Raw genomic sequence first — 22,071 nt, forward strand, 5'->3', positions numbered from 1 at the left:
GCCTCCGTGCATCAACATGATGACCGGCTCGCCCTTGGACGGGCTGCCCGAACAGGACACGTTCACCGACCGGCCCGCAACCTTGATCTTCTTCGTTCCGGAGATCAGGTCGGCATCGGCCTTCCGCGTCGTGGAGGCGAAGGGGTCCCAGTTCTCCACCGAGTCGCCGTCGCAACCGGTGACCCCCGCACCCATCACGGTGCAGCACAGAGCGGCCACGACGGATGCCTTGATCTTGGGAAGCAAGATGTCCTCCAGTGAGAGAATTGACGCCGAGATGACTCACACGGCGGTGTAGTGGGGGAGCGGCCGAAGCGCCGCGGCCACGTCGTAACGCTATGGAATCGACGGTCCCCGAATCGTCACCGCACGGTGGACATTCGCCGGTAGCTCGCACGGGGGACCCCGTCGGCGCGGCAACCTGGACGCTCGCCGGCGCGGTGCCCGGTCCGGCGAGACCGCTAGGCTCGCCCGGTGATCGAACTCCGTCGGGCCCAGGACCTGTGGCAGCGCTTCGCCGTGGCGGTCCGGGATCTTCCGTTGGCGCTGCTGCTGACCGTCGTGTCACTCCTGCCGGCGTTCCAAGGCAGCGGGACGCAGATCGGCAACCTGCCGACCCGTCCGTACGACGCACTGGCCGTCGTGGTGGTCGCCCTCGAATGCCTCCCGCTCGCCGTGCGCCGGCGGTGGCCGGCCGTCGGTCTTGTCCTGGTGTCGCTCGGTTTCGCCCTCGACCAGCTCTTCGCCTATCACGCGTTGGCCGGTACCGCGCTGCCCATCGCGCTCATCAGCGCGGGCGCCCATCTGGAACGTCACCGGCGCTTCACGGTGATCCTCCTGTCCGCGGCGTACGTGCCGCTGATGCTCGCGCTCGACCGGCTCGGCTCGAACGAGACGCCGGCCGATCTCGCGCTGTTCTACCTGGCGCTGGTCTTCGCGTGGGGCATCGGCGCTTGGCTGCGCTCCACCCGGGCCGCCGAGGCCGAACGCCGCCGCCACGTCGCCGAGGCCACCCGCGCAGCAGAACGCACCCGCATCGCCCGCGAGCTCCACGACGTCGTGACCCACCACGTGACGGCGATGGTCGTACAGGCCGAGGCGGCCCGCTACCTGACCGCCGCACCTGATCGCCTCGACGCGACCCTGAGCGCCGTCACCGACACCGGCCGGCGGGCCATCGCCGACCTGCGGCACATGCTCGACCTGCTCAACCCCAGCCACGACGCCGACGCCAGGACACCGTCCGCCGGCGACCTGCACACGCTCGTGGAGCAGACGCGCCAGGCCGGGCAGCCGGTGGAGCTCGCCGAGGAGGGCAAATCGGCGGAATCGGTCGGCAGCGCCCAGTTCGTGGCCTATAGGGTCGTGCAGGAAGCCCTGACGAACGCCCTCAAGTACGCCCACGGCAGCCGCACCGGGGTCCGCGTGCGCCATGGCGAGAAGGAGATCACCGTGGAGGTCAGCACGGACGGCACCGGCTCCCGGGCCGCCTCTCCCGGCGGCAGCGGGCGGGGCCTGGCCGGGCTCCGCGAGCGGGTCGACGCCCTCGGCGGCGAGTTCAGCGCCGACCGGCAGGCGGACGGCGGCTTCGTCGTACGGGCCCGCATCCCCGCGGGGAGCCCGTCGTGAACGCACCGATCCGGGTCCTGGTCTGCGACGACCAGGCGCTGATCCGCACCGGCTTCTCCACGATCATCGACGCGCAGCCCGACCTCGAGGTGGTGGGCGAGTGCGGAGACGGCAGCACCGCGATCGACCTCGCCCACCGGCTGAACCCCGACATCGTGGTGATGGACGTACGGATGCCGGTGCTCGACGGCATCAAGGCCACCCGCCGGCTCGCCGGCGCCGGGGTCAAGAACCCCGTCAAGGTGCTCGTGGTGACCACGTTCAACCTGGACGAGTACGTGTACGAGGCGCTGCGCGCCGGCGCGAGCGGCTTCCTGCTCAAAGACGCCCCACCGGCACAGCTCCTGCACGGCATCCGCACCGTCGCAACCGGCGCCGCGCTGCTGGCACCCGAGGTGACGCGGCAACTCGTCGGCAGGTACGCGGCCCGCATCCGCCCCACCCAGGCCACGCCGGACGACACCGCGCTGACCCCGCGCGAACTGGAGGTGCTGCGCCTCATCGCCGACGGCCAGTCCAACAGCGAGATCGCCGCGACGCTGGTGATCAGCCAGGAGACCGTCAAGACGTACGTGTCACGCATCCTCACCAAGCTCGACCTGCGTGACCGCGTGCAGGCGGTGGTCTACGCCTACCGCAGGGGATTGGTGACCTGATCTCGTCGGCCGCATGCGAGTATCAGGGCGTCGGGCGGGACCGGTCCCGCGAACGCACCCAGCGGAGGACCGGACTCAACGGCCGCGGAGAGACGGTGAAGCGCCATGCTGGGACAGATCTAGTTAAAAACTCATGAAACACTGCCTTCTTCTGGGGATCGTGTCTAGGGTCAACTGTTCGAGGCTCGGCGATGAGCCACTCTCGTGCCTCTCGTCCCCCCGTCAGAAAGGCGGTCTCGTGACGCAGCTTGTTGTCGAAGGCCATGGCACGTCTGTGACCCTCGATCCGGGCCGTTCGTACCGGCTGGGCCGCGATCCGGGGTCGGATGTCGTCGTCAACGCCGATCGGGTCTCGCGTACGCATGCCGTGCTGCGGTTCGAGAGCGGCCAGTGGATCCTGGAGGACGCGGGCAGCAGCAACGGCACCTACGAGAACGGCCACCGCATCCAGCGGGTCGTCATCGGCCCTGGAACCAGGATCGGCCTCGGGCACCCGGCGGAGGGCGGACTCGTACACTTCCGCGCGGCGCATGCGCAGGCACCTCCCGTGCAGGGGCGGGGCGCACCCGACATGCTCTCCACGGCTACGGTCCGCTTCCCGCGCGCCGGGCAGTGGCGTAAGCCGGCCGCCGCCAGGGACGTCAGCCGCGCGCAGGTCACGCGCATCGGCCGGGCGCCCGAGAACGACATGGTCGTCAGCGACCTGAGGGTGTCCCGGCGTCACGCCGAGCTCCGGATCATCGACGGCGTCCACGAGATCGTCGACGTGGGCAGCCGCATGGGCACGTACGTCAATGGCCGGCGCGTGCGGCAGGCCCGCATCTCCCCGAACGACCTCATCGGCATCGGGCCGTACACGTTCCAGCTCGTGGACGACACGCTCGTGGAGTACGCCGACACCGGCGAGGTCTGCCTCCAGGCGCACGATCTCACCGTCACCGTGGAGGGCGGCAAGGTGCTGCTGGACCACGTGACGTTTCCGGTCGGCGAGAAGTGCCTGTTAGCGATCATCGGCCCCAGCGGCTCGGGCAAGTCCACCCTGCTGCGCGCGCTCACCGGGCTGCGCCCCGCGGACCAGGGCGTGGTCACGTACGACGGGCGCGACCTCTATCGCGACTACGCCGAGCTGCGCTCGCGGATCGGCCTCGTGCCGCAGGACGACATCCTGCACAGCCAGCTCACCGTGCGCCGCGCCCTCATCTACGCCGCGGAACTACGCTTCCCCGACGACACCAGGAAGCACGAGCGGAAGGCGCGCGTCGACGAGGTTCTCCAGCAGCTCGGGCTCGAAAACCGCAAGGACAATCGCATCTCCTCGCTGTCCGGCGGCCAGCGCAAGCGCGTCAGCGTCGCCCTCGAACTGCTGACCAAGCCGTCTTTGTTGTTCCTCGACGAGCCGACATCCGGCCTGGACCCGGGGCTGGACAAGTCGGTGATGCAGATGCTGCGGGGCTTGGCCGACGACGGCCGCACTGTCGCAGTCGTCACCCACAGCATCGCCAATCTGGATATCTGCGACCGGCTCCTGGTGATGGCGCCGGGCGGGAAGATCGCCTACTTCGGCCCGCCACAGGAGGCGCTGCCGTTCCTCGGTTTCACCGACTGGGCGGACGTGTTCCTGGCGTTCGACGACGCGTCCAAGGACTGGGCCGGCGAGTACGCCCGATCTTCGCCGCACCAGAAGTACATCGCGGCCGAGCTGATCGAGCCCGTTTCGACGGGACGCCACGTACAACGAGAGAGCCCGCCGAAACAGCAGAGCTGGGCGGAACAGCTCAGTACGCTGGTGCGCCGTTACTGCCGTGGCATCGTGGCGGACCGGCTGTTCCTCGGCATCACCGTCGCCCTGCCGATCGTGATGGGGCTGCTGGCCCGCGTCGTCCCGACCGGCGACCTGATGGGCCCCCCGAACAGCAACGGCAACGCGGCGAACCTGCTGCTGATCCTGTGCATCGGCGGCTGTCTCACCGGCGCCGCGAACGCGGTGCGCGAACTGGTCAAGGAACGCGCCATCTATCAACGAGAACGGGCGGTCGGGCTGTCCAGATCGGCCTATCTCTGCTCCAAGCTCCTCGTGCTCGGTCTGATCACCGTGGTACAGGGCGTTGTGCTGACCTACGTGGCGATGCTGAACGTCGAGACGTACGACACGGGAGTGTTCACCGCGCCGCTGACCGAGCTCTCGCTCGCCGTCGCGCTGTTGTCGTTCACCGCGATGACCGTGGGCCTGCTCATCTCCGCGCTGGCCAAGACCAGCGAGACGACCATGCCGCTGCTCGTGCTCGTCACACTGATCCAGCTGGTCTTCTGCGGGGCGCTCGTACACCTGGACGACAACCCGGTGATGGAGCAGATCTCCTGGCTCGTGCCGGCTCGCTGGGCGCTGGCCGCGCTGGCGGGCACGCTCGACGTGGGCCAGCTCATCCCGCACATCCAGGATCCGCCGGACCCGCTGTGGAGCCAGGACCTGGGCACCTGGGTCCTGGACATGAGCGTCCTGGCCATCCTCGCGGTCCTGTGCGCTTTCCTGGTGGCCCGCCTGCTGCGCCGCCACGAGCCCGCGGTGATGCGCGGCAAGTGACCGAGAACCGGATGAGGCGGGCGTGGCGAGGGCTTCGGCAGGAGCAGCCGGAGCCCTCGGGGTTCAGCGGTTGCAGGGCTTGTGGCCGTGGTTGGCGTTCTTCTTGCGGCGGCCGCGCTTCTTACTGGCGCGCTTGGACATCGGTCTCCTCGAATGGCCAGGTCCCGGTGCGGGCTCGCTCGATGGCGGGGATCGCGGCGAACCAGCCGTCGTTGACCTCAGTGATGACGTGCTCGTGCCCGGGGACGGTGACGGCCTCGGCGGCTTCGACGGCGGCCTCCGGGTGGGTCAGGACGATCACTCGGCGGTGTCCGTCGACATGGCCTCGTACGGCCTGCGCCACGGAATGCGCGCCGTCGGGCTCGCCGAAGCGTGCCACGGATTCCAGCAGGGAGCCGCTCACCTCCACGGGGCCGGTGGTGGGCCCGAGTTGGACCACCTCCACCGAGGGAGAGCGCAATGCAAGTGCGGAGGCGAAGGCCGCGGCGGCGTCGGCGCGGGTCAGGCCGTTGCCCTGGCGGGCCATCGCTGCGCCGCGGTCGACCAGCACGAGGGTACGTCCCTCCAGCGTGGGCACCTGGGCCAGCGCATGGCCCAGAGCCTGTTCCAACGCCCAGGACCAGCGGGAACCGGGAACGGCGCGGCAGGTGGCGAGGATCTCCAGTGGCAGCGTGCGGCCCCGCGCGACCGAACTCTCCTCGGCCAGGTCGGCGCAGAGCCAGTCGGCCACCTCGCTGGGCAGCCCGGTTGCCTCGAAGTTGCGCAGGTGCTTCAGCCGCTGCCGGTAGCTCATCGATGGCAGGACCGCCGCCCACGCCTTGTCGTTCAGCTCGCCGCCGAGCCAGATGGCCACCTGCTCCCAGCTCATCGCGGCCCGGGCGAACACGTCGGCCGCATCCGCCCGATCCAGCATCCGTACCCGCTTGGCCACTTGTACGGCGTGCAACTCGGCGCGCGCCTGCAGGCTGGGCAGGGAGTCGGGGACGGGGCGTTCGCGTTTGAGCCGGAGTGCGGCGTACTGGAAGACGTCGTTCTGGGCCTTGCCCACCGGCTTGGGGTGGGTCAACGCGATCACCTCGGCGAAGCGCAGGGCCGCCTCCGGGGTGTCATAGGTGGCCAGCGCGTGCTCGTCGTACAGCCGTTCGGCCGCCTCGCCGGCGACCTGCTTGATCGGCTTGGGGATCGAGCGTCCGTACCGGTCCAGCAGATAGGCGAGCAGGTCGCCGGGGTCGTCGGCACGGACCAGCACTTCTCGGCCCAGCCGACGGGCCTCGGCCGTCGTGCCGATTTTGGCGGTCAGTCGCGTGTGCAGGAATTCGGCGGTGGCGGCCAGCGCCAGGACGCGCAGCGCGGGCTGCCGGCGGGCCCAGCCGAGGAACGAGCCCATCCAGGCGTCGTCGGTGGCGAGCGTGCCGACCAGGGAGGCGAGCCGATCACCCGGCTCCCGGGCGGCTCGAGCGTCGGCCAGGGATCGAGCGGCCAGCAGGAAGAGTTCCTTCCTGGCGGTGGTCACCGCCTGGGGGACAAGGGGCTGAGATGTGGTCATGGACCCTTCTTGGTGAGAAATGATCGAAGGGCCTCCCGCGGCGGCGGGCGGATCCGTGTGTGCGCCGATCCGGCACCGCATGCCGGCGAGAGGCCCGGGAGCACCGCCTGTCGCGGTGCGGCGTGGCGGCCGCGTGCGCGCGGCCTCGTCCGACGCCTGGTGGGGCGTGTCCGTTCGTCAGGGGACACGCCATCGAACGGTCAGGAGGGGTGAGGGACGGCGCGCAAGGCTGCGGCGGGCTTGCACTGTCACTCTCTCCTCCTCTCCGCGATCGATGACCTCACTATGTGGGTTTCCGAATTCCTGGGCAAGAGCTTTGATGCGTTCGCTGCGCGTAAATGATGTGTATGTGTCCATAGCGGGAGCGTAGAAATGCCGTAAGAAATGGCCTTCCTTCTGCTCCTGTCGGGTTACATAAGATCGGTGCGTCGCCCTTGACGTGCAACTCGGTCTCCGAAGCGTCCGGCACCGACACCTCCACGAACAGCACAGGCTCGGAGCTGCGCATCGAGATGAACCTCGGTGACCCGCAACTCGGTGCGAGATGGCCGCGAACACGCGCCGGTCCACTCCGGCGCCATCCCGCAGCGGGGCAAATACCGCGGGGCCAGGTTGATCAGCCTGGCCATCGCCGAGGCCCCGGGGGACGTGCCGCCGCTGACCAGGGAGGTGTTGCGCCAGGCCGAGCCGGACCTGGAACGCCGCCGCATGTCCACGTCGGCTGACAGAGCGACCGTATTTTTCGCGTAGCTTTTTGGGGATTGCGCGTGAGAAATCCGTATGAGCGATATTTGCGGCATTTAGGTGGACGCAATATGGGGGCGCAACCCCCATTGAGGAGCATTCTCCAATGTCCACTGCTCAACGCCCCGCCGCGCTCAAGGAGCCTGCCGATACCGGCGAGCGGCATCGGCTCTCGGTCCCTGGCGGGCTGGCCGCGTTGTCGCTGGACGCGATGGCGTCGGTGGCGTACGGGCCCGAGGCCATCGTGCTGGTCCTGGCCCTCGCGGGCGGCGCGGGCCTCGGGTTCACCATCCCCGTCACGCTCACCATCGCGGCCCTGCTCGGCGTGCTGACCTTCTCCTACCGGCAGGTCATCGCTGCCTTCCCCGAAGGCGGCGGCGCATACGGGGTGGCCAAGACCCACCTCGGGCGGCGGGCCGGCCTGGTCGCGGGGGCCTCGCTGGTCATCGACTACGTGCTCAACGTCGCCGTGTCGGTCGCCGCGGGAGTGGCCGCGCTGACCTCGGCACTCCCGGAGCTGCTGCCGTACACGGTGTGGCTCTGTCTGGCCGTGCTGGCCCTGGTGACGGTGGTCAACCTGCGCGGGATCGCGCACAGCGCCCGCGCGTTCATCGTCCCGACCGTCGTCTACGTGGGCGCGATCCTGCTGGTCATCGTGGCCGGGCTGGTCCGCGGTGAGCCGGCGGCCGATCTCACGCACCAGGCGGACGGCGTGCAGGCGGTCGGGGTGCTGCTGCTGTTGAAGGCGTTCGCGAACGGCTGCGCCTCGCTGACCGGCGTCGAGGCCATCGCCAACGCCGTGCCGTCCTTCAGGAGGCCCCGCGTACGGCGGGCGCAGCGCGCCGAGGTGGCGCTGGGCGGGCTGCTGGCGGTGATGCTGCTGGGCATCGCCGCGCTGATCGAGAAGTCGCGCTCGCGCGCTCCAGGTTCTTTCGCGGTGCCCCAGACCAGCAGCTGGCCCGGCGCCATGGTCGCTGCCCCGAGATCCTTCAGCGCTGGTGTCGCCGTGGAGGCGTGTCGTGTCCGGCCGCGTACGCGCGGATGGCCTGTGCCGGGCTCGTCGGGCCGCCTGCCTCTCCAAGGCGGTCGAGCACGTCCATCAGCGGCTCCGCGCGCTGGACGGGCACCGTGACGGCGGCCGGGCCGAGGACGACGATCTGCGCGCGGGCGGAGCGGCAGGCGAGCGCCGCACCCAGGACCGATGCCGCGTCCGCCCTGGTCAGGCGACCGTGTCCAGGCCCGGTCATCAGATCGCCGCGATCGATCAGCACGAGCGTGCGGCCGGGCAGCGCCTCAACTCCGTCGGGTCGTGAAAGGGGGCAGGGCCTCCCGAGAACAGGGAGCCGGCCGTGACACGGGATGCCGTCCGTGTCGGGCGGCCGGCCGCAGACGCACCGGGAGGCCTCGTGCCGGGTCATCGGGGGATGGGGATCGGCACGTCGCGGGCCGCTGCCCTGTTGGCCCGCACTGCGCATGCCCGGGAAGGACAAGGCGCTATCAATCATGGGAGGCGCTCACGGCCGGCCGGTGCCGTGGCCGCCAGGATGCATGCCGCGCTACGGCGGCTGCTCAGCACGCTCGTCCTCGTCAGGGTGGCCGTGGTCGTGCTGGTGGCGTGCCGGCCCGGTGTGTCCGAATCGTGAAGCTCATCACATACACTTTGTCCATCAGTTTCGCGGCGGTGGCCGAATCGGGCCCGCCATCCTGAGGTCCTGCTCGACGGGCCTGAATCTGCTGCCGATGCCGGTATTGGCGAGGCACGGTGGTGACCGCGGATCGCGGTCCTCCTCGACACTCGACGGCGCAGGCCACAAACCAGGAAGAAAGATCATGCGAACGTTCGCGATTCTCATATTCGGTGGCGTACTCGGCCTGACCGCCTGCGGTGCTCCCGTCAGCGGCAAGGTCTCGGAAGACCTCACGATCGGCATGTCGGTGTCGACGCTGAGCAATCCCTATTTCGTCCAGTTTCGCGACGGAGCGGAGGCTGGGGCGCTGCGTTCCGGGGTCAAGTTGACGGTCACCAACGCCCATAACGACCCCGCCCAGCAGGCCCGCCAGATTAAAAACTTCACCGAACAACACGTAAAGACGATCATTCTTAACCCGGTCGACGCCGACGCGGTCGCCCCGGCGGTCAAGGCGGCCGGTAAGGCCGGCATCCCGGTGATCGCGGCCGACCGCAGCGTCAACGGTTCCGAGGTGGCGCAGACCGTGACCTCCGACAATGTGGCCGGAGGCAAGCAGGGTGCGCGGGAGCTGGCCAAGCAGCTCAGCGGGAAGGGCGACGTGGTCGTGCTCCAAGGTGCGGTCGGCGCTTCCGCCTCCCGCGACCGCGACCGGGGCTTCACCGACGGGGTTGCCGCGTACCCGAAAATCAAGGTCATCGCCAGGCGGTCGGCCGACTTCAACAGGGCCAAGGGCCGGGACGTCATGACCAGCCTGATCCAGCGTCACCCCGACATCACGGGGGTGTTCGCGAGCAACGACGAAATGGCGCTGGGCGCGATCCAGGCGCTGGGGACAAGAGCAGGGCGGCAGGTCAAGGTGGTGGGCTTCGACGGCACGCCGGACGGGATCAAGGCGGTGCGGGCAGGCACGATGGCCGCCACGGTCGCCCAGCAGCCGAGGCTGATCGGCTCACGAGCGGTGAACGAGGCCATCAAGGCAGCCAGGGGGCAGGTCATCGCGAAGTCGGTGGCGGTTCCCATCAAGCTGGCGATCAAGGACAACGCGCATGAGTTCTGGACTTTCTAAGGCGCGGTGCCGTCTGGTTTACGGCGAAAGCTTGGCGAGAAGGGTACGAAGTTCTTGGGAACCGCTGCCGAGCGGAGCCGGTCACGCTGTTTCGGCGCTGAGGGCCTGCGCCACGGGTCGGCGGGCCGCCAGGCGTGCGGGCAGGGCGGTGAGCGCCGCCGTCGCCAGGAGAGTCGCGAGCGCGGCGCCGAGCAGCCAGGAGGAGGGAGCGTCCACCGCATTCCTGGCGGCGAAGAGCGAGAGCAGGCCGATGCCCAGGGGGACGCCGATGACGGCGCCGGGCAGCGCGGGCAGGAGCTGGGCGGTGGACAGTCCCGCGGTGATCTGCCCTGGGGTGGCGCCGAGCGTACGTGCGATGGCCATGCTCGCCCGGGCCTCCATGGCAGTGGTCCAGGTGAGCGTGATGGTGTTCACGACGGCGAGTGCGATCAGCAGGACGGTGACGGCGAGCATCAGCCGGCGGTCGTGCTCGCCGCGCAGGTTGGGCAGGACGAAGGAGCCATCCAGGCCGTAGCCCCTCTCCGGCTGGACGTGGAGGGTCAGCAGGGCGACGATCGCGATCACCGTGGTGGCGGTGGAGCACGCCTGCAGCACGGCGCGGCCCGGCCGGCGGGCGGTCAGCCGAAGCCCGAGCAGCAGCGGCGTGGGCAGCAGCGCGGACAGTGCGGTGAGCCAGGGCCGGTGACGGGGCTGGTGCGCGGTGGCGGACAGCGCCGTGACGGTCGCCGTACGCATGGCCCGCAGCGTGGGACGCATCGTGGACAGCACCGCCACCCCCACGGCGAGGACGGTCGCCGCCGCGGCGGTGGCGGCGGTCGGCCCGGCCGCGTCGCCGATCCGGCTGGCGGTGGGGCTGGCGATGGCGGGCACGGTCAGGCGGGCGATCACCAGCCCCAGCGCGTCGCCGGCCAGCGCCAGCGCGAGGTACTCGGTGAGCAGGACGGTGGCGATCAGACCCGGGGCGGCGCCGACGGCCTTGAGCAGCCCGGCCCGGCGCGTCTGCTCGACGGCGCGTCCCGCGGCCAGCGCCGCCACCCCGGTGATGGCCAGGAAACTGAGCAGCCAGCTACCGACGACCAGGATCGGCTGGCTGTCCTTGAGCATGACCATGTCCTGTGTGGTTTTGAACTGCCAGGAGTGGAAGTTGATCCTGATGGTGGAGACGTGGTGGGCCTCGCGGAAGGCTTCGGTGGCGGCGGGGTCGCGCAGCTTGAGGTCCATGGCCATGGTCACCGGGAGATCCTTGGACGACGCCAGTGTCCGGGCATCTGATCGGGTCATCCAGGCCAGACCGCCCCCGTCACTCGGGCCGCCGCCCGGGCCGATCTGCGGCGCCCAGGGGTAGATGGAGGTGGCCGCGGTGACGGCGATCCCGACGACGGGGTACGACCGGCCGGCGATGGTGACGTGGTCGCCGACGCGGGCGCCCAGCGCGGTGGCGAAGCCGCGTTCGAGTACCGTGCCGCCGGAGCGTACCCAATGACCCGAGGTCACCAGCGGCCGGTTGACCGCGCCGGGCGTCTCGGCGAAGCCGTGCACCACCACCGGGGACGACGTGGAATCGCGCGTGGTGAGGGTGGCGTAGACGATGCGATAGGGGCCATGGTGGGCGACGACTTCGGGAGCGTCCGCCAGCGCAGCCAGGGCCGAGGTCACGGCGGGGCCCGTGTCGCCGGAGAGTGCCACCACGTCCGGCCCGGCGGTGGCCGCGCGGGTCTGCTCGTACAGCGTGTCGCTCACGTCGCGCAGGGACAGACCCAGGGCCATCGTGGCGGTGGCCACGGTCACCGCGAGCAGGAGCATCGCGGCCTGGGCCTTGTGCCGGCGCACGTCGGCCAGCACCAGGCGCACGACGAGCACGATGGAGCCCATGACGTTCAGCCCTCCAGCCCGATCAGCCCGCCGAGCCCGCGCGTGTGGGAGCCGGCCAGCCGGGTGTCGTCGACGAACATCCCGTCGCGCATCGAGACCAGCCGATCCGCCGTGGCCGCCACCCGCTCGTCATGCGTGACGATCACGAAGGTCTGCCCCGTGGAACGCAGCTCCTCGAAGATCCTCAGCACGTCGAGGGTCGCCGCGGTGTCGAGGTTGCCGGTCGGCTCGTCGGCCAGGACGACCAGCGGGTCGTTGGCCAGCGCGCGGGCGATGGCGACCCGCTGGCGCTGCCCGCCCGACAGTTGCGAGGGCAGGTGCCGGGCGCGCGCGGCGAGCCCGACCCGTTCCAGCAGCAGGCTCGCGCGCCGCCTGGCCTGGCGGTGCGAGCGCCCGGCCAGCAGCGCGGGCAGCTCCACGTTCTCGGCCGCCGACAACTCATCCACGAGATGGAAGGCCTGGAAGATGAAGCCCACTGACCGGCGCCGCATGCGCGCCAGAGCTCGCTCGCTCAGCGTGTCGATGCGCCGCCCGGCCACCCACACCTCTCCGTCGGTAGGCCGCTCCAGGCCACCCAGCAGGTGCAGCAGTGTGGATTTCCCGCAGCCGCTGGGCCCCATCACCGCCAGCATCTGTCCCTGGGGCACCTCCAGGTCGACCTCGTCCACCGCGCGGACCCGGCTCTGCCCCTGACCATGCGTCTTCACCAGGCCGTAGGCCCGGACCGCGGCACCTGACACGTTCATCCACCCTCGACTTCGTCATCGACCCTGGACCAGGCCCGCTCACAGGCATCGAGCCAGCGCAGGTCCGCCTGCAACCGCAGCACGACCCCTTCAAGCAGCAGGCCGGCGCCCGACCCCGCCGGCTCGGCCAGCGCCGCCTGCTGCGCCTCACGCAAGCGGCGCAGCAACTCACGGCGCTGCGCCGCCACCAGCTCCACCGGGTCGGCCAGCCGGGCCGCGGCGGCAGCGGCGAGCTTGAGATGAAACTCCGCCAGGTCCGGTTTCGGCCAGCCCACCTCGGCCAGCCAGGCGGCCACCCGTTGCTGCCCGGCCGGCGTCAGCGCATAGACCTTGCGCTCCGGCCGCTCGGGCAGGCCGTCCGCCCGCTCACAGACAACGAGCCCCGCTCGCTCCAGCCGGGCCAACGTCACATAGATCTGACCACGGTTCATCGACTCGCCCAGCGGGCCGAGACTGCGCCGCAGCCGAGCGTGCAAGTGGTACCCGTGCGACGGCTCCTTGGCGAGCATCGCCAGCACTGCGTCCTGCACTCCATCCCCCTAACGGTTGCCCAATAGATAGCGGTTATCCATGGGAAGTGTCAAAACGCTACACCTGGCGATTTCCTGGACCGGCCCGCCGCCAAGTGAGGGATGGAGAGAAAGGCACAGGTAATGGGGCGGGCCGGTGGACCTGTCCCGGCGAGGACGGTGAACCCGCGTGGAAGGCTCCATGGTCTGCTCGCCCAGCTCCCGCAGGACGGCCTGTCCGAGATCAGCCGGGTCTTACGATCCGCTTGCGTATCTTATTGCGGTGACCTTATGGTGGCCATCATTAGATACAGCCACGTACTCTAAAGTCCCGAGAAACAGGACGTGCTGATGGCCGACCACAGCTTGACCAAGAAGTCCCCGAGCGTGAGCACCACGGCAATGCGGCGGATCCTGCCGGTGGACATGGTGGAGCGGGGGCATGGCCCATTTGATCCGCCGCCAGGTCTGCGGGGGGAGGGCGCGGTCCGGCCGTTGGGTCTGCTGAATGGCGCGCGGGCGTGGCTGGTGACGGGGTTCGAGGAGGCCCGTACGGTGCTGGCGGACGCGCGTTTCAGCGCCGACAAGGTGCGCCATCGAGAAGCGACGTCGCTGCAGCCGCACGAGGTGGCCGAGATGGAGGCGGCGTCGGCGAAGCGGGAGGACGGGATCTTCGTCTTAATGGACCCGCCGGAGCACACCCGGTTGCGGGGGTTGCTGACGGGTCAGTTCACGGTGCGGCGGATGCGGGAGCTGGAGTCGCGGGTGACGGAGATCGCGGTCGAGCACATCGAGGCGATGAAGGCGGCGGGCACGGAGGCCGATCTGGTGCCGGCGTTCGCGTTGCCGCTGCCGTCGCTGGTCATCTGCGAGTTGCTGGGCGTGGACTACGCCGACCGTGCGGAGTTCCAGGAGCGTACGGCGGTCGGGATGAACGCGAACTCGGCTCCAGAGGAGCAGGCCTCGGCGCGCGCCGGGCTGTACGCGTTCATGCGGCGGCTGGTGGCGGGCAAGCGCTCGAACCCCGCCGACGACCTGCTGTCCGGGCTCGTCCACGACGCCGACTCGGCGCTGACGGACGCGCAGTTGGTCGATGTCGCACTCGTCCTGCTCAACGCGGGCCATGAGACCACGGCGAACATGCTGGGCCTGGGTACGTTTGCCCTGCTGGAGCATCCCGACCAGCTCGCGGCGCTGCGTGCCGATCCTGGCCTGATCGACAACACGGTGGAGGAGCTGCTGCGGTTCCTGTCGATCATCCAGCTCGGGGTCAGCCGGGTCGCCACGGAGCCGGTGACGCTGGGCGGTGTGGACATCCCGGCCGGCGCGACGGTCGTGATCGCCACGCCCGAGGTCAACCGGGACCCGCGGTATTGGCCCGATCCCGACGCGCTCGACCTGCGCCGCTCGCGTACTCCGCACCTGGCCTTCGGGCATGGGGTTCACCAGTGCCTGGGTCAGCAGCTCGCCCGGGTCGAGATGCGGATAGGGCTGGGCGAACTGATCTCCCGTCTGCCGGATTTGCGCCTGGCGGTGCCGGCCGAGCAGGTGCCACTACGCAACGAGATGCTCATCTTCGGCGTGCATTCGCTGCCGGTCACCTGGTCCTGAGACGGCCCTTGCCGATTGGGTGAATGCCCTGTGTCCTTGACTGCCTGGGAGCGGGCCGGCGGAGCGATCCACCTGCCGGTGTCCCCGAGCCTCGGAGTCGTCGGTCGTCCAGAACCAATGGCGTGCCGACGGCGTCGAACTCTCCTGAAGGCGCAGCGATCAGGCTGCCGGGTCGGCGGGTGGAGGTGTGATGGCGGCGGGTTATCCTGATCGGCTGGGCGGGTACTGGGTGGCGCGGCGGCTGGGCGAGGGCGGTCAGGGCGTCGTGTACGAGGCCTACGACGACGCGGGCGGCCGGGTCGCGGTCAAGGTGCTCCGGCGCGGGACCAGGGGCCGGGATTTCGCCCGGGAGGTGGCCGCGGCGCAGCGGGTGGCGTCTTTCTGCACCGCGCGGTTGATCGCGGCGGACGGCTCGGGCGAGGAGCCGTACCTGGTGAGCGAGTACGTCGAGGGGCCGAGCCTGCGCCAGGCGGCGGCGGAGGGCGGGGTGTTCTCCGGCGACCGGCTGCACGCCCTGGCGATCGGCATCATGACCGCGCTGGTGGCGATCCACGAGGCGGGGGTCGTACATCGGGATCTGAAGCCGGACAACGTGCTGCTGAGCCCCGAGGGTCCGCGTGTGATCGATTTCGGCATCGCCCGTACCCAGGAGATGTCGCAGTCGGCGTCCAACCACGTGCAGGGCACTCCGCCGTACATGTCCCCGGAGATGCTGAGGGGGGAGCGGGCGGGGCCGGCCTCGGATGTGTTCGCGTGGGGGGCGGTGGTGCTGTTCGCGGCCACGGGGCGCAGCCCGTTCGAGGCGACGACGATGGCCGCGATCATGCATCGGGTGCTGACGCTGGAGCCGGACTGCGAGGTGCTGCCGCCGGTGCTGCGCTCCGTGGTGGCGCGTGCCCTGGCCAAGCGGGCGCAGGACCGCCCTCCGGCGCGGGATCTGCTGCTGGAGTTGCTGAGCGGCCGCGGCGGGCACGGGCCCGGCGGAGCGCTGCTGGATCGCGGGTTCAGCGCGGCGGCGCAGGCGCGGCCGGCGGTAATGGTGGCCTCGCCGCCGCTGGGGGCGGTGGCGGAGAGGATGTACGACGCCCTTCCCCCCGCCGAGCGGGCAGTGGTGCCGGACGTGTTGCTGCGGTTGATCCAGACGGGCGGCGGAGGCGAGGACGTGCCGCGGACCGCCGATCCGGTGGAGGTGACCGGGGCCCGGCCCGGGCACGAGGCGGTCCTGCAGGCCTTACTGGAGGCCGGGCTGGTCGTCAGGCAGGACGTGGGAGTGCGACTGGCGAACGCGGCGCTGCCGCGGGCGTGGCCGCGACTACGGGTGTGGCTGGAGGTGGAGCGGCCGGGGCTGGCGATCCACCGGCGGCTGAGCGAGGCGGCGCGATTGTGGGATCTCCACGATCGTCGCCCGAGCGACCTGTACCAGGGCAGCGCTCTGGAGATCGCGCGTACGTGGGCGACCGGCGAGCGGCGCCATGTGACGCTGAGCCCGCTGGAGGACCGGTTCCTGACCGAAGGGCTGACGGCGGCGGCGCGACGGGTGCGGCGGCGCCGCCAGGTGACGGCCGCGCTGGTGGCGCTGACGTTGGTCGCGTCGAGCGCGGGCGTGTACGCCGAGGCGCGGCGGCGCGAGGCGGTGACCGAGCGGGCGGCGGTCGCGGCGCACCTGGACCAGGCGCTGGCGCGGTCGCTGGCGGTGCGGGCTGAGGGATGCGGGTGGCCGATCCGCGCACGGCGATGCTCCTGAACGTGGCGGCGTGGCGAATCGGCCCGCAGGAGCTGGAGACGCGGGCGGGACTGCGCGAGGCGCTGGCGCACCCGGCCCGGGACGTGTTCTCCCCTCCGGACGCGGCTCCAGGAACGGTGTACACGCTGAACACCACGGGCACGATGCTTGCCGGGGTTCGCGACCGCGTGGCGACGGTGTGGGACGTGGCCTCGCACAAGCGGGCCGCGCGGGTGAAGGGCGTGTCCGCGGGTGTGCGGCAGGCGGCGCTGAACCACGACGGCTCGCTGCTGGCGCTGCGCGACGAGCGGTCGGTGCGGCTGTGGGACGTGCGGTCGGGGCGGCCGGTGGGCGCGGGGTTCGGCGGCGGGTACTCGTTCGTGGAGGAGGGGTCCATGCGGTTCAGCGCCGACGGCCGGTTCCTCCGGCTGCCCTCGGGGATAGGCGCGTCGTACCCGGCGTGGGTGGATGTGCGTACCCGGCGGGAGCTCCGCGCGCCGGGGGGCGGCCTGGTGGAGGAGCTCGGCCCGGACGGCAGGTACGCGGTGACGGGCCTGAACTCCGGTGATGCCTCGCAGGTGCGGGTGTGGGACCTGGTGTCGGGCAGGCGGCGCGCGCTGGAATTTCTGGAGGACGAGAGAAACGTCGCGAACGCGTTGTTCAGCGCGGACGGCAAGATCTTCGCCACGGTGCGCAATGGCGCGGTGAACTTCTGGGATCTCGCCACGAGCAGCACCCTGAGCTGGACGTTCGCCGATGGCGCGGGCACGCGCGAAGTGGCGCTGTCGCCGGACGGGGCGTTGCTGGTGACCGACGACGACGAGGAGATCGCGGTGTACCGGACCTCGGACGGCACCCAGCTGTCGCGGCTGCCGTTCGCGACGTCGGGGATGGAGCCGCCCGCGGCGTTCGGCGCCGACGGCAGGACGCTGCGGCTGCTGGGCCCGAACGGGACGGTGCTGACATTACGGACGGCCGAGCCGGGCGGTGCACGGGCCGCCGTACCGGTGAACGGCGCGGTGAGCGGGACCACGGCCGCGGCGGTCAGAGGGACCCGGCTGGAGGTGCGGAACGCGGAGACCGGCGGGTCGCCGCGGTCGCTGCGGGTCGCCGCCGGCACCGGCGACTCCTCCTGCTGCGAGGTGGCGGTCAGCCCCGACGGCTCGCTGGTCGCCGTGGGCGGATTCCTGAGCTTGCCGGGAGCCGACCCGAAGAAAACGTCGGTGGCGGTGCTGGACGCAGCCGATCTCACGGTACGGGCGGTGTTCCCGATCAAGCAGCAGCTGGAGGGGGTGTCGGTACTGGAGTTCGGCCCGGACGGCTCCTCGCTGGCCGTCTCTCCCACCCAGGCGGGCGATCTGGACGCAGGCTACGAGGCGCCGACGGAGCTGTGGCGATGGCGCGAGAAGAAGGGGTCGCTGCTGCGGGAGCTGCACGCCCATCAGCGGGTGGCGTTCAACCCGGACGGCCGGACACTGGTCGCGGGAAAAGGAGTGGTGGTGGAGGTGCCGTCAGGGCGCGTGGTACGGCGGCTGGACGCGGGCGTCCCGGTCTTCGGCCCCGGTGGCGGATCGCTGGCGATGGCCGGACCGGCGGGGATCACCCTGTGGGACACCCGGACCTGGCGGCCGTCGGGGGTACGGCTGGCTGCGAGGTCTCCGTCGGCGCCCGCCTTCTCCCACGACGGCCGTACGCTGGCGGCGTCCACCCCGGCCGGAGTCCGCATGTGGGACGTGGCGACGGGACGTTCGATGGGGGCGTTGGCCGCAGGGGAGGAAGCGGTGGACCTGGCGTTCGCCTCCTCGGGCGGGCTGCTGTACACGGTCGGGGTGCGCGGTGAGGCGCGGGCGGGGGGAGTGGATCCGGGGCCGACGGCGACGGCGGTGTGCGCGCTCGCGGGACGTGAGCTGTCGCCGGAGGAGTGGCGGCGGTTCGTCCCAGAGTTGCCCTACCGCCGAGTATGCGCCTCCTCATAGGTCCTCTCCGCCATCCGCCTCTCGGTTTCCCGCACCGCGGCCAGGATGCGGGGCGTCGACGCTGTGATGGACCCGGACACCAGGTGTTCGGCGCTGCCCCGTCGCTACGGTGGTCGAACCGAGCCCGCCGAAGTTCCGTCAGGTGTCGGGTGATCCAGATCGCGCCGCCGGATACGGTCGGCTGACCAGACGGAGAATCGACCCGGTCACGATGTGCACCGTGGGTGACAGTGCCGCGCCCTCTTCGATGCCGTCGGACCAGGTGCTCCGTCAGCCGCTGCGCTGACATGGGGTGGTTCACGATGACGCGAGGAGTGCCGCGGCTGCGGATCTCCGCTCTGCTGGTCGTCCCGGCTCTGGTGGGGCTGACCGCCGCCACCGGGATTGCCGGGCCGGCCACCGCCGACACACTCCCGGGGCCGGTCTTCGTCGACGGGCAGGCCCAGGTAGTGCCCGAGTTCGCCGATCCCGGCACCTGGATCCGGGAGCGGTTGTGGGTCGAGACCGAGTTCGACTCCGACGGCGACGGCCGGCGTGACCGCATGCACGTGGACGTGACCAGGCCGGGGCCGACCGCCGACGGGCTGAAGGTGCCGGTGATCTACGAGACCAGCCCGTACTTCGCCGGAACGGCCTCGACCCAGCGGCAGTACTTCTGGAACGTCAACACCGAGCTCGGCACGCAGCCTCCGCCCCGGACCTCACCGCCGCCGATCGCGCACAGGCCGGACCGGACGGCCGTGTCGACCAGCGAGCTCGGCACCTGGGTGCCGCGCGGTTTCGCGGTGGTGCACTCGGACTCGCCCGGCACCGGTCTGTCCGAGGGCTGCCCGACGGTGGGCGGGGCCAACGAGTCGCTGGCCCCGAAGGCGATCGTCGACTGGTTGAACGGCCGGGCGAAGGGCTACACCAGCGTCGTCGGCGGTCAGCGGGTCTCGGCGACCGACTGGTCCACCGGCAAGGTCGGGATGACCGGTACGTCGTACAACGGAACGCTTCCGCTCTCGGCGGCGACGACCGGGGTCAGGGGGCTGGAGGCGATCATCCCGATCGCGCCGAACACCTCCTACTACCACTACTACCGCTCGAACGGGCTGGTCCGGAACCCGGGCGGCTGGCCGGGCGAGGACATCGACTACTTATTCGACTACATCAGCAGCGGCTATCCGGATCGCCGGGAATACTGCGCCCAGCACGTCCGAGTCGACCTGATGAACCGGCACCAGGACCGGGCAACCGGTGACTACAACGACTTCTGGGCGGGGCGGGACCTCCTCAACGCGGTGCGCGGGGTCCGGGCGGCCACTCTGATGGCGCACGCCTTCAACGACTGGAACGTGGTGCCGGAGCACAGTGTCCGGATCCTCACCGCGCTGAAGGCGCAGGGCACACCGGTGCAGGCGTACTTCCACCAGGGCGGGCACGGTGGTGCGCCGCCGCTGGACATGCGTAACCGCTGGTTCACCCGCTATCTCTACGGAGTACGCAACGGCGTCGAGAATGATCCGCGGGCCTGGATCGTCCGTAACGAGACGGGGGAGAGCCGGCTCACGCCGTACGCCGACTATCCGAACCCGGCGGCGGCGCCGGTCAGCCTGACGTTGCAGCGCGGCGGCAGCACCGCCGGCGGGCTGACCTCGCTGGCCCGGGCGGACAGCGGCACCGAGCAACTCGTCGACGCCGGTAACCTGGCCTGCGGCGCCGGCACCCTGGCCACCCAGATGTCGGAGCACCGGCTGCTCTACGTCACTCCTGAACTCAGCGCGCCCGTGCACATCTCCGGCACCACGCAGGTCCGGATCCGGCTGGCCGCGAGCAAGCCGGCGGCGAACCTGTCGATCGCGCTGGTCCGGTTGCCGTGGACCAGCGGCGCGGACTGCGAGTCCAGCACCCGCGGCTCGACGACCAGCATTATCACCCGGGGCTGGGCCGACCCGCAGAACAACCGTTCGCTGCGGCACAGCGACCCACTCGAGCCCGGCGAGTTCGTCGAGCTCACCGTGCCGTTGCAGCCGGACGACCAGGTCATTCCCGCCGGGTCGCGGATCGGGCTGATGATCTTTTCGACCGACCACGAGTTCACCCTGCATCCAGAGCCGGGCACCGTGCTCACCGTCGACCTGGCCAGAACGTCGGTCGAGCTGCCCGTCGTCGGCGGGCCGCCGGCGATGCCGATCTGCGCCGAGCCGGACGTCCGGCCGACGGTGGTGGTCGGCGGGATCGACAGCGGGGTGCCGAACCGGTCGCTGGCCGGCACCTGCACGGTCAACGACCACATCCTGGACACGGAGGAGTGGCCGAACCACGGCCAGTTCGTCCGGCACGTGACCGAAGTCGCCGGCGGGCTCGTCGCGGCGGAGGTGATCAACGCCGGGGAGCGGTCCGCACTCGTCCGGGCCGCCGCCCAGTCGAAGGTCGGCAAGTGAGCCCCGTGACCACCCGTCGTCGGGCGTACGGCACACCACTGGATCGGGAGGCAGACATGCGGAGAATCGGCTCGCTGCTCGGTGCGCTGCTCCTGGCAGCCGGCGCCGCCATCGTTCCCGCAACGGCGGCGGTCGCCTCGACAGAGCCGGCGGTCGAACGCGTTGAACCGGCGCAGGGGTGCGTGTTGCCCGGCGCGGCCGGCGTGCCGGCCGGCGACGACAGGAAGAGATGGTGGGGTGACGAGGGCCGCGAAACCGATGGGGAACGGTTCGTGCGACCGGTGGGGACGATCCGGGCGGTCATGTTGTTCGTGGACTTCCCGAACGCCCGCGCGGAGAACAACGCGGCGCCGTACGACACCACAGCGGCCTATCACGATTTCCTGGCGCCGTCTGCCGACTGGTTCCGGCGCTCCTCGTCCGGACGGCTCGACCTGCGGATCAGCGCGGTGCCGAAGTGGTTCCGCATGCCGCTGGCGGACAGCGAGTACGGGATCGCGCGGGACATGCCGTTGCGGACCCAGACGCGGTACATCCGCCAGGCGGTGGAACTCGCGGACGCGGACGTTGATTTCTCCGACTACGACCTGGTCTACGTCGTGCCGTCGCGCAACGCGGCCAACATCCCGCTGTCACCCGCGTACGTCAACGGCGGCGACGATCGGATCGCCGCCGACGGTACGTGGGTGGACCAGGGCGTGACGTTCGGGCGGGACATGTGGAACTGGGGCTTCAAGATCCTGGTCCACGAGACGGGCCACACGTTCGGCCTTCCTGATCTGTACGTCGAGCCCGGAGATACCCACGCCGCAGTCCGGGGCTGGGACCTGATGGGCAACATCGGCGGGCGGCAACCGGAGTTCCTGGCCTGGCACAAGCTGAAGTTGGACTGGCTGCGCGACGGCCAGATCGACTGCGTGACGGAGGCCGGCACGACCCGGCACCGAATCGGGCCGGTGGAGCGCGCCGGCGGTGGCAAGGCGGTGGTCGTACGCACCGGCGAAACGACCGCGTACGTGATCGAAAGCCGCCGGCCGATCGGTCACGACACCGAGGCGTGCAGCTCGGGGGTCCTGGTCTACGCGATCGACTCGCGGTTGCGCTCCGGACAGGCGCCGGTCCGGATCATCGATGCGTCCCCGGGATCCACCCAGACCGCCACCTGCCACGACCTCGACATCGCGACCCTACGGGCCGGCGCCGTCTCGGCCCTGACCCTGCCGGACGGGACAACCGTCGAGGTCGTACGCGAGTCCAACCAGCTCGACACCGTCGTCGTGACCAAGCGGCGGTAG

The 22,071-nt window shown here is 70.6% G+C and carries 16 protein-coding genes and 1 pseudogene; 11 read left to right on the forward strand and 6 right to left on the reverse strand.

All coding sequences use genetic code 11. The features are described from left to right. A pseudogene (locus ITP53_RS20270) lies at positions 1–246 on the reverse strand (hypothetical protein); the annotation flags it as partial. A 228-nt stretch (positions 247–474) separates the two neighbouring features. Here ITP53_RS20270 and ITP53_RS20275 point away from each other — a divergent pair. The 3 genes from ITP53_RS20275 (at position 475) to ITP53_RS20285 (ending at position 4,866) form a co-directional block, all read left to right on the forward strand. Then, complete coding sequence (locus ITP53_RS20275; protein ID WP_195896990.1) at positions 475–1,629, forward strand: sensor histidine kinase; 1,155 nt, start codon at positions 475–477, stop codon at positions 1,627–1,629. Beyond that, complete coding sequence (locus tag ITP53_RS20280; RefSeq protein ID WP_195896991.1) at positions 1,626–2,285, forward strand: response regulator; 660 nt, start codon at positions 1,626–1,628, stop codon at positions 2,283–2,285. The genes ITP53_RS20275 and ITP53_RS20280 overlap by 4 nt, the downstream gene beginning before the upstream one ends. Before the next feature lie 238 nt (positions 2,286–2,523). Beyond that, entirely contained in the window at positions 2,524–4,866 is a 2,343-nt protein-coding gene (locus ITP53_RS20285) for an FHA domain-containing protein (protein WP_207756180.1), read from the forward strand. A 63-nt stretch (positions 4,867–4,929) separates the two neighbouring features. Here ITP53_RS20285 and ITP53_RS61135 read toward each other — a convergent pair whose 3' ends face one another. Then, positions 4,930–5,007 (reverse strand): 50S ribosomal protein bL37, encoded by a 78-nt coding sequence (locus ITP53_RS61135; protein WP_407941268.1) that lies wholly within the window; start codon positions 5,005–5,007, stop codon positions 4,930–4,932. Next, positions 4,988–6,412 carry a hypothetical protein gene (locus ITP53_RS20290; protein ID WP_195896993.1) on the reverse strand — a complete coding sequence of 475 codons (1,425 nt, stop codon included), beginning with the start codon at positions 6,410–6,412 and terminating at the stop codon, positions 4,988–4,990. Before ITP53_RS20290 ends, ITP53_RS61135 begins: the two co-directional genes overlap by 20 nt. Positions 6,413–6,934: 522 nt before the next feature. Between ITP53_RS20290 and ITP53_RS20295 the strand changes: the two genes are divergently transcribed. The 3 genes from ITP53_RS20295 (at position 6,935) to ITP53_RS20305 (ending at position 9,913) form a co-directional block, all read left to right on the forward strand. Next, positions 6,935–7,162, forward strand: coding sequence for a hypothetical protein (locus tag ITP53_RS20295; protein ID WP_195896994.1), 228 nt, complete (start codon positions 6,935–6,937; stop codon positions 7,160–7,162). 100 nt (positions 7,163–7,262) lie between these two features. Next, on the forward strand, positions 7,263–8,288 hold the full coding sequence (locus ITP53_RS20300) for an APC family permease (RefSeq protein ID WP_207756181.1): 1,026 nt from the start codon (positions 7,263–7,265) through the stop codon (positions 8,286–8,288). A 416-nt stretch (positions 8,289–8,704) separates the two neighbouring features. Next, positions 8,705–9,913, forward strand: coding sequence for a D-ribose ABC transporter substrate-binding protein (locus ITP53_RS20305; RefSeq protein WP_236051012.1), 1,209 nt, complete (start codon positions 8,705–8,707; stop codon positions 9,911–9,913). Between the two features lie 81 nt (positions 9,914–9,994). Here ITP53_RS20305 and ITP53_RS20310 read toward each other — a convergent pair whose 3' ends face one another. Genes ITP53_RS20310 through ITP53_RS20320 form a run of 3 tightly spaced genes read right to left on the reverse strand, consistent with a single transcriptional unit; the run spans position 9,995 to position 13,040 of the window. Continuing rightward, positions 9,995–11,785, reverse strand: coding sequence for an FtsX-like permease family protein (locus tag ITP53_RS20310; protein WP_195896996.1), 1,791 nt, complete (start codon positions 11,783–11,785; stop codon positions 9,995–9,997). Between the two features lie 5 nt (positions 11,786–11,790). Next, the gene (locus ITP53_RS20315) at positions 11,791–12,531 is read right to left on the reverse strand and encodes an ABC transporter ATP-binding protein (protein ID WP_195896997.1); all 741 of its coding nucleotides are present in this window, start codon (positions 12,529–12,531) and stop codon (positions 11,791–11,793) included. Beyond that, the gene (locus tag ITP53_RS20320) at positions 12,528–13,040 is read right to left on the reverse strand and encodes a PadR family transcriptional regulator (RefSeq protein ID WP_207756190.1); all 513 of its coding nucleotides are present in this window, start codon (positions 13,038–13,040) and stop codon (positions 12,528–12,530) included. Before ITP53_RS20320 ends, ITP53_RS20315 begins: the two co-directional genes overlap by 4 nt. Before the next feature lie 402 nt (positions 13,041–13,442). Here ITP53_RS20320 and ITP53_RS20325 point away from each other — a divergent pair, with 402 nt between their 5' ends. From ITP53_RS20325 to ITP53_RS20345, 5 genes are all read left to right on the forward strand, one after another. Further along, complete coding sequence (locus tag ITP53_RS20325) at positions 13,443–14,651, forward strand: cytochrome P450 (protein ID WP_407941269.1); 1,209 nt, start codon at positions 13,443–13,445, stop codon at positions 14,649–14,651. Positions 14,652–14,841: 190 nt separating this feature from the next. Next, the gene (locus ITP53_RS20330) at positions 14,842–16,395 is read left to right on the forward strand and encodes a serine/threonine-protein kinase (RefSeq protein WP_195897000.1); all 1,554 of its coding nucleotides are present in this window, start codon (positions 14,842–14,844) and stop codon (positions 16,393–16,395) included. Beyond that, positions 16,365–18,350 (forward strand): WD40 repeat domain-containing protein, encoded by a 1,986-nt coding sequence (locus ITP53_RS20335; protein ID WP_195897001.1) that lies wholly within the window; start codon positions 16,365–16,367, stop codon positions 18,348–18,350. The genes ITP53_RS20330 and ITP53_RS20335 overlap by 31 nt, the downstream gene beginning before the upstream one ends. Before the next feature lie 302 nt (positions 18,351–18,652). Then, positions 18,653–20,776: a Xaa-Pro dipeptidyl-peptidase gene (locus ITP53_RS20340; protein ID WP_195897002.1), complete on the forward strand. Its 2,124-nt coding sequence runs from the start codon at positions 18,653–18,655 to the stop codon at positions 20,774–20,776. 56 nt (positions 20,777–20,832) lie between these two features. After that, positions 20,833–22,071 carry a M6 family metalloprotease domain-containing protein gene (locus tag ITP53_RS20345; protein ID WP_195897003.1) on the forward strand — a complete coding sequence of 413 codons (1,239 nt, stop codon included), beginning with the start codon at positions 20,833–20,835 and terminating at the stop codon, positions 22,069–22,071.

Origin of the sequence: Nonomuraea cypriaca (assembly GCF_015645445.1) — a bacterium.
Classification (GTDB): Bacteria; Actinomycetota; Actinomycetes; order Streptosporangiales; family Streptosporangiaceae; genus Nonomuraea; species Nonomuraea cypriaca.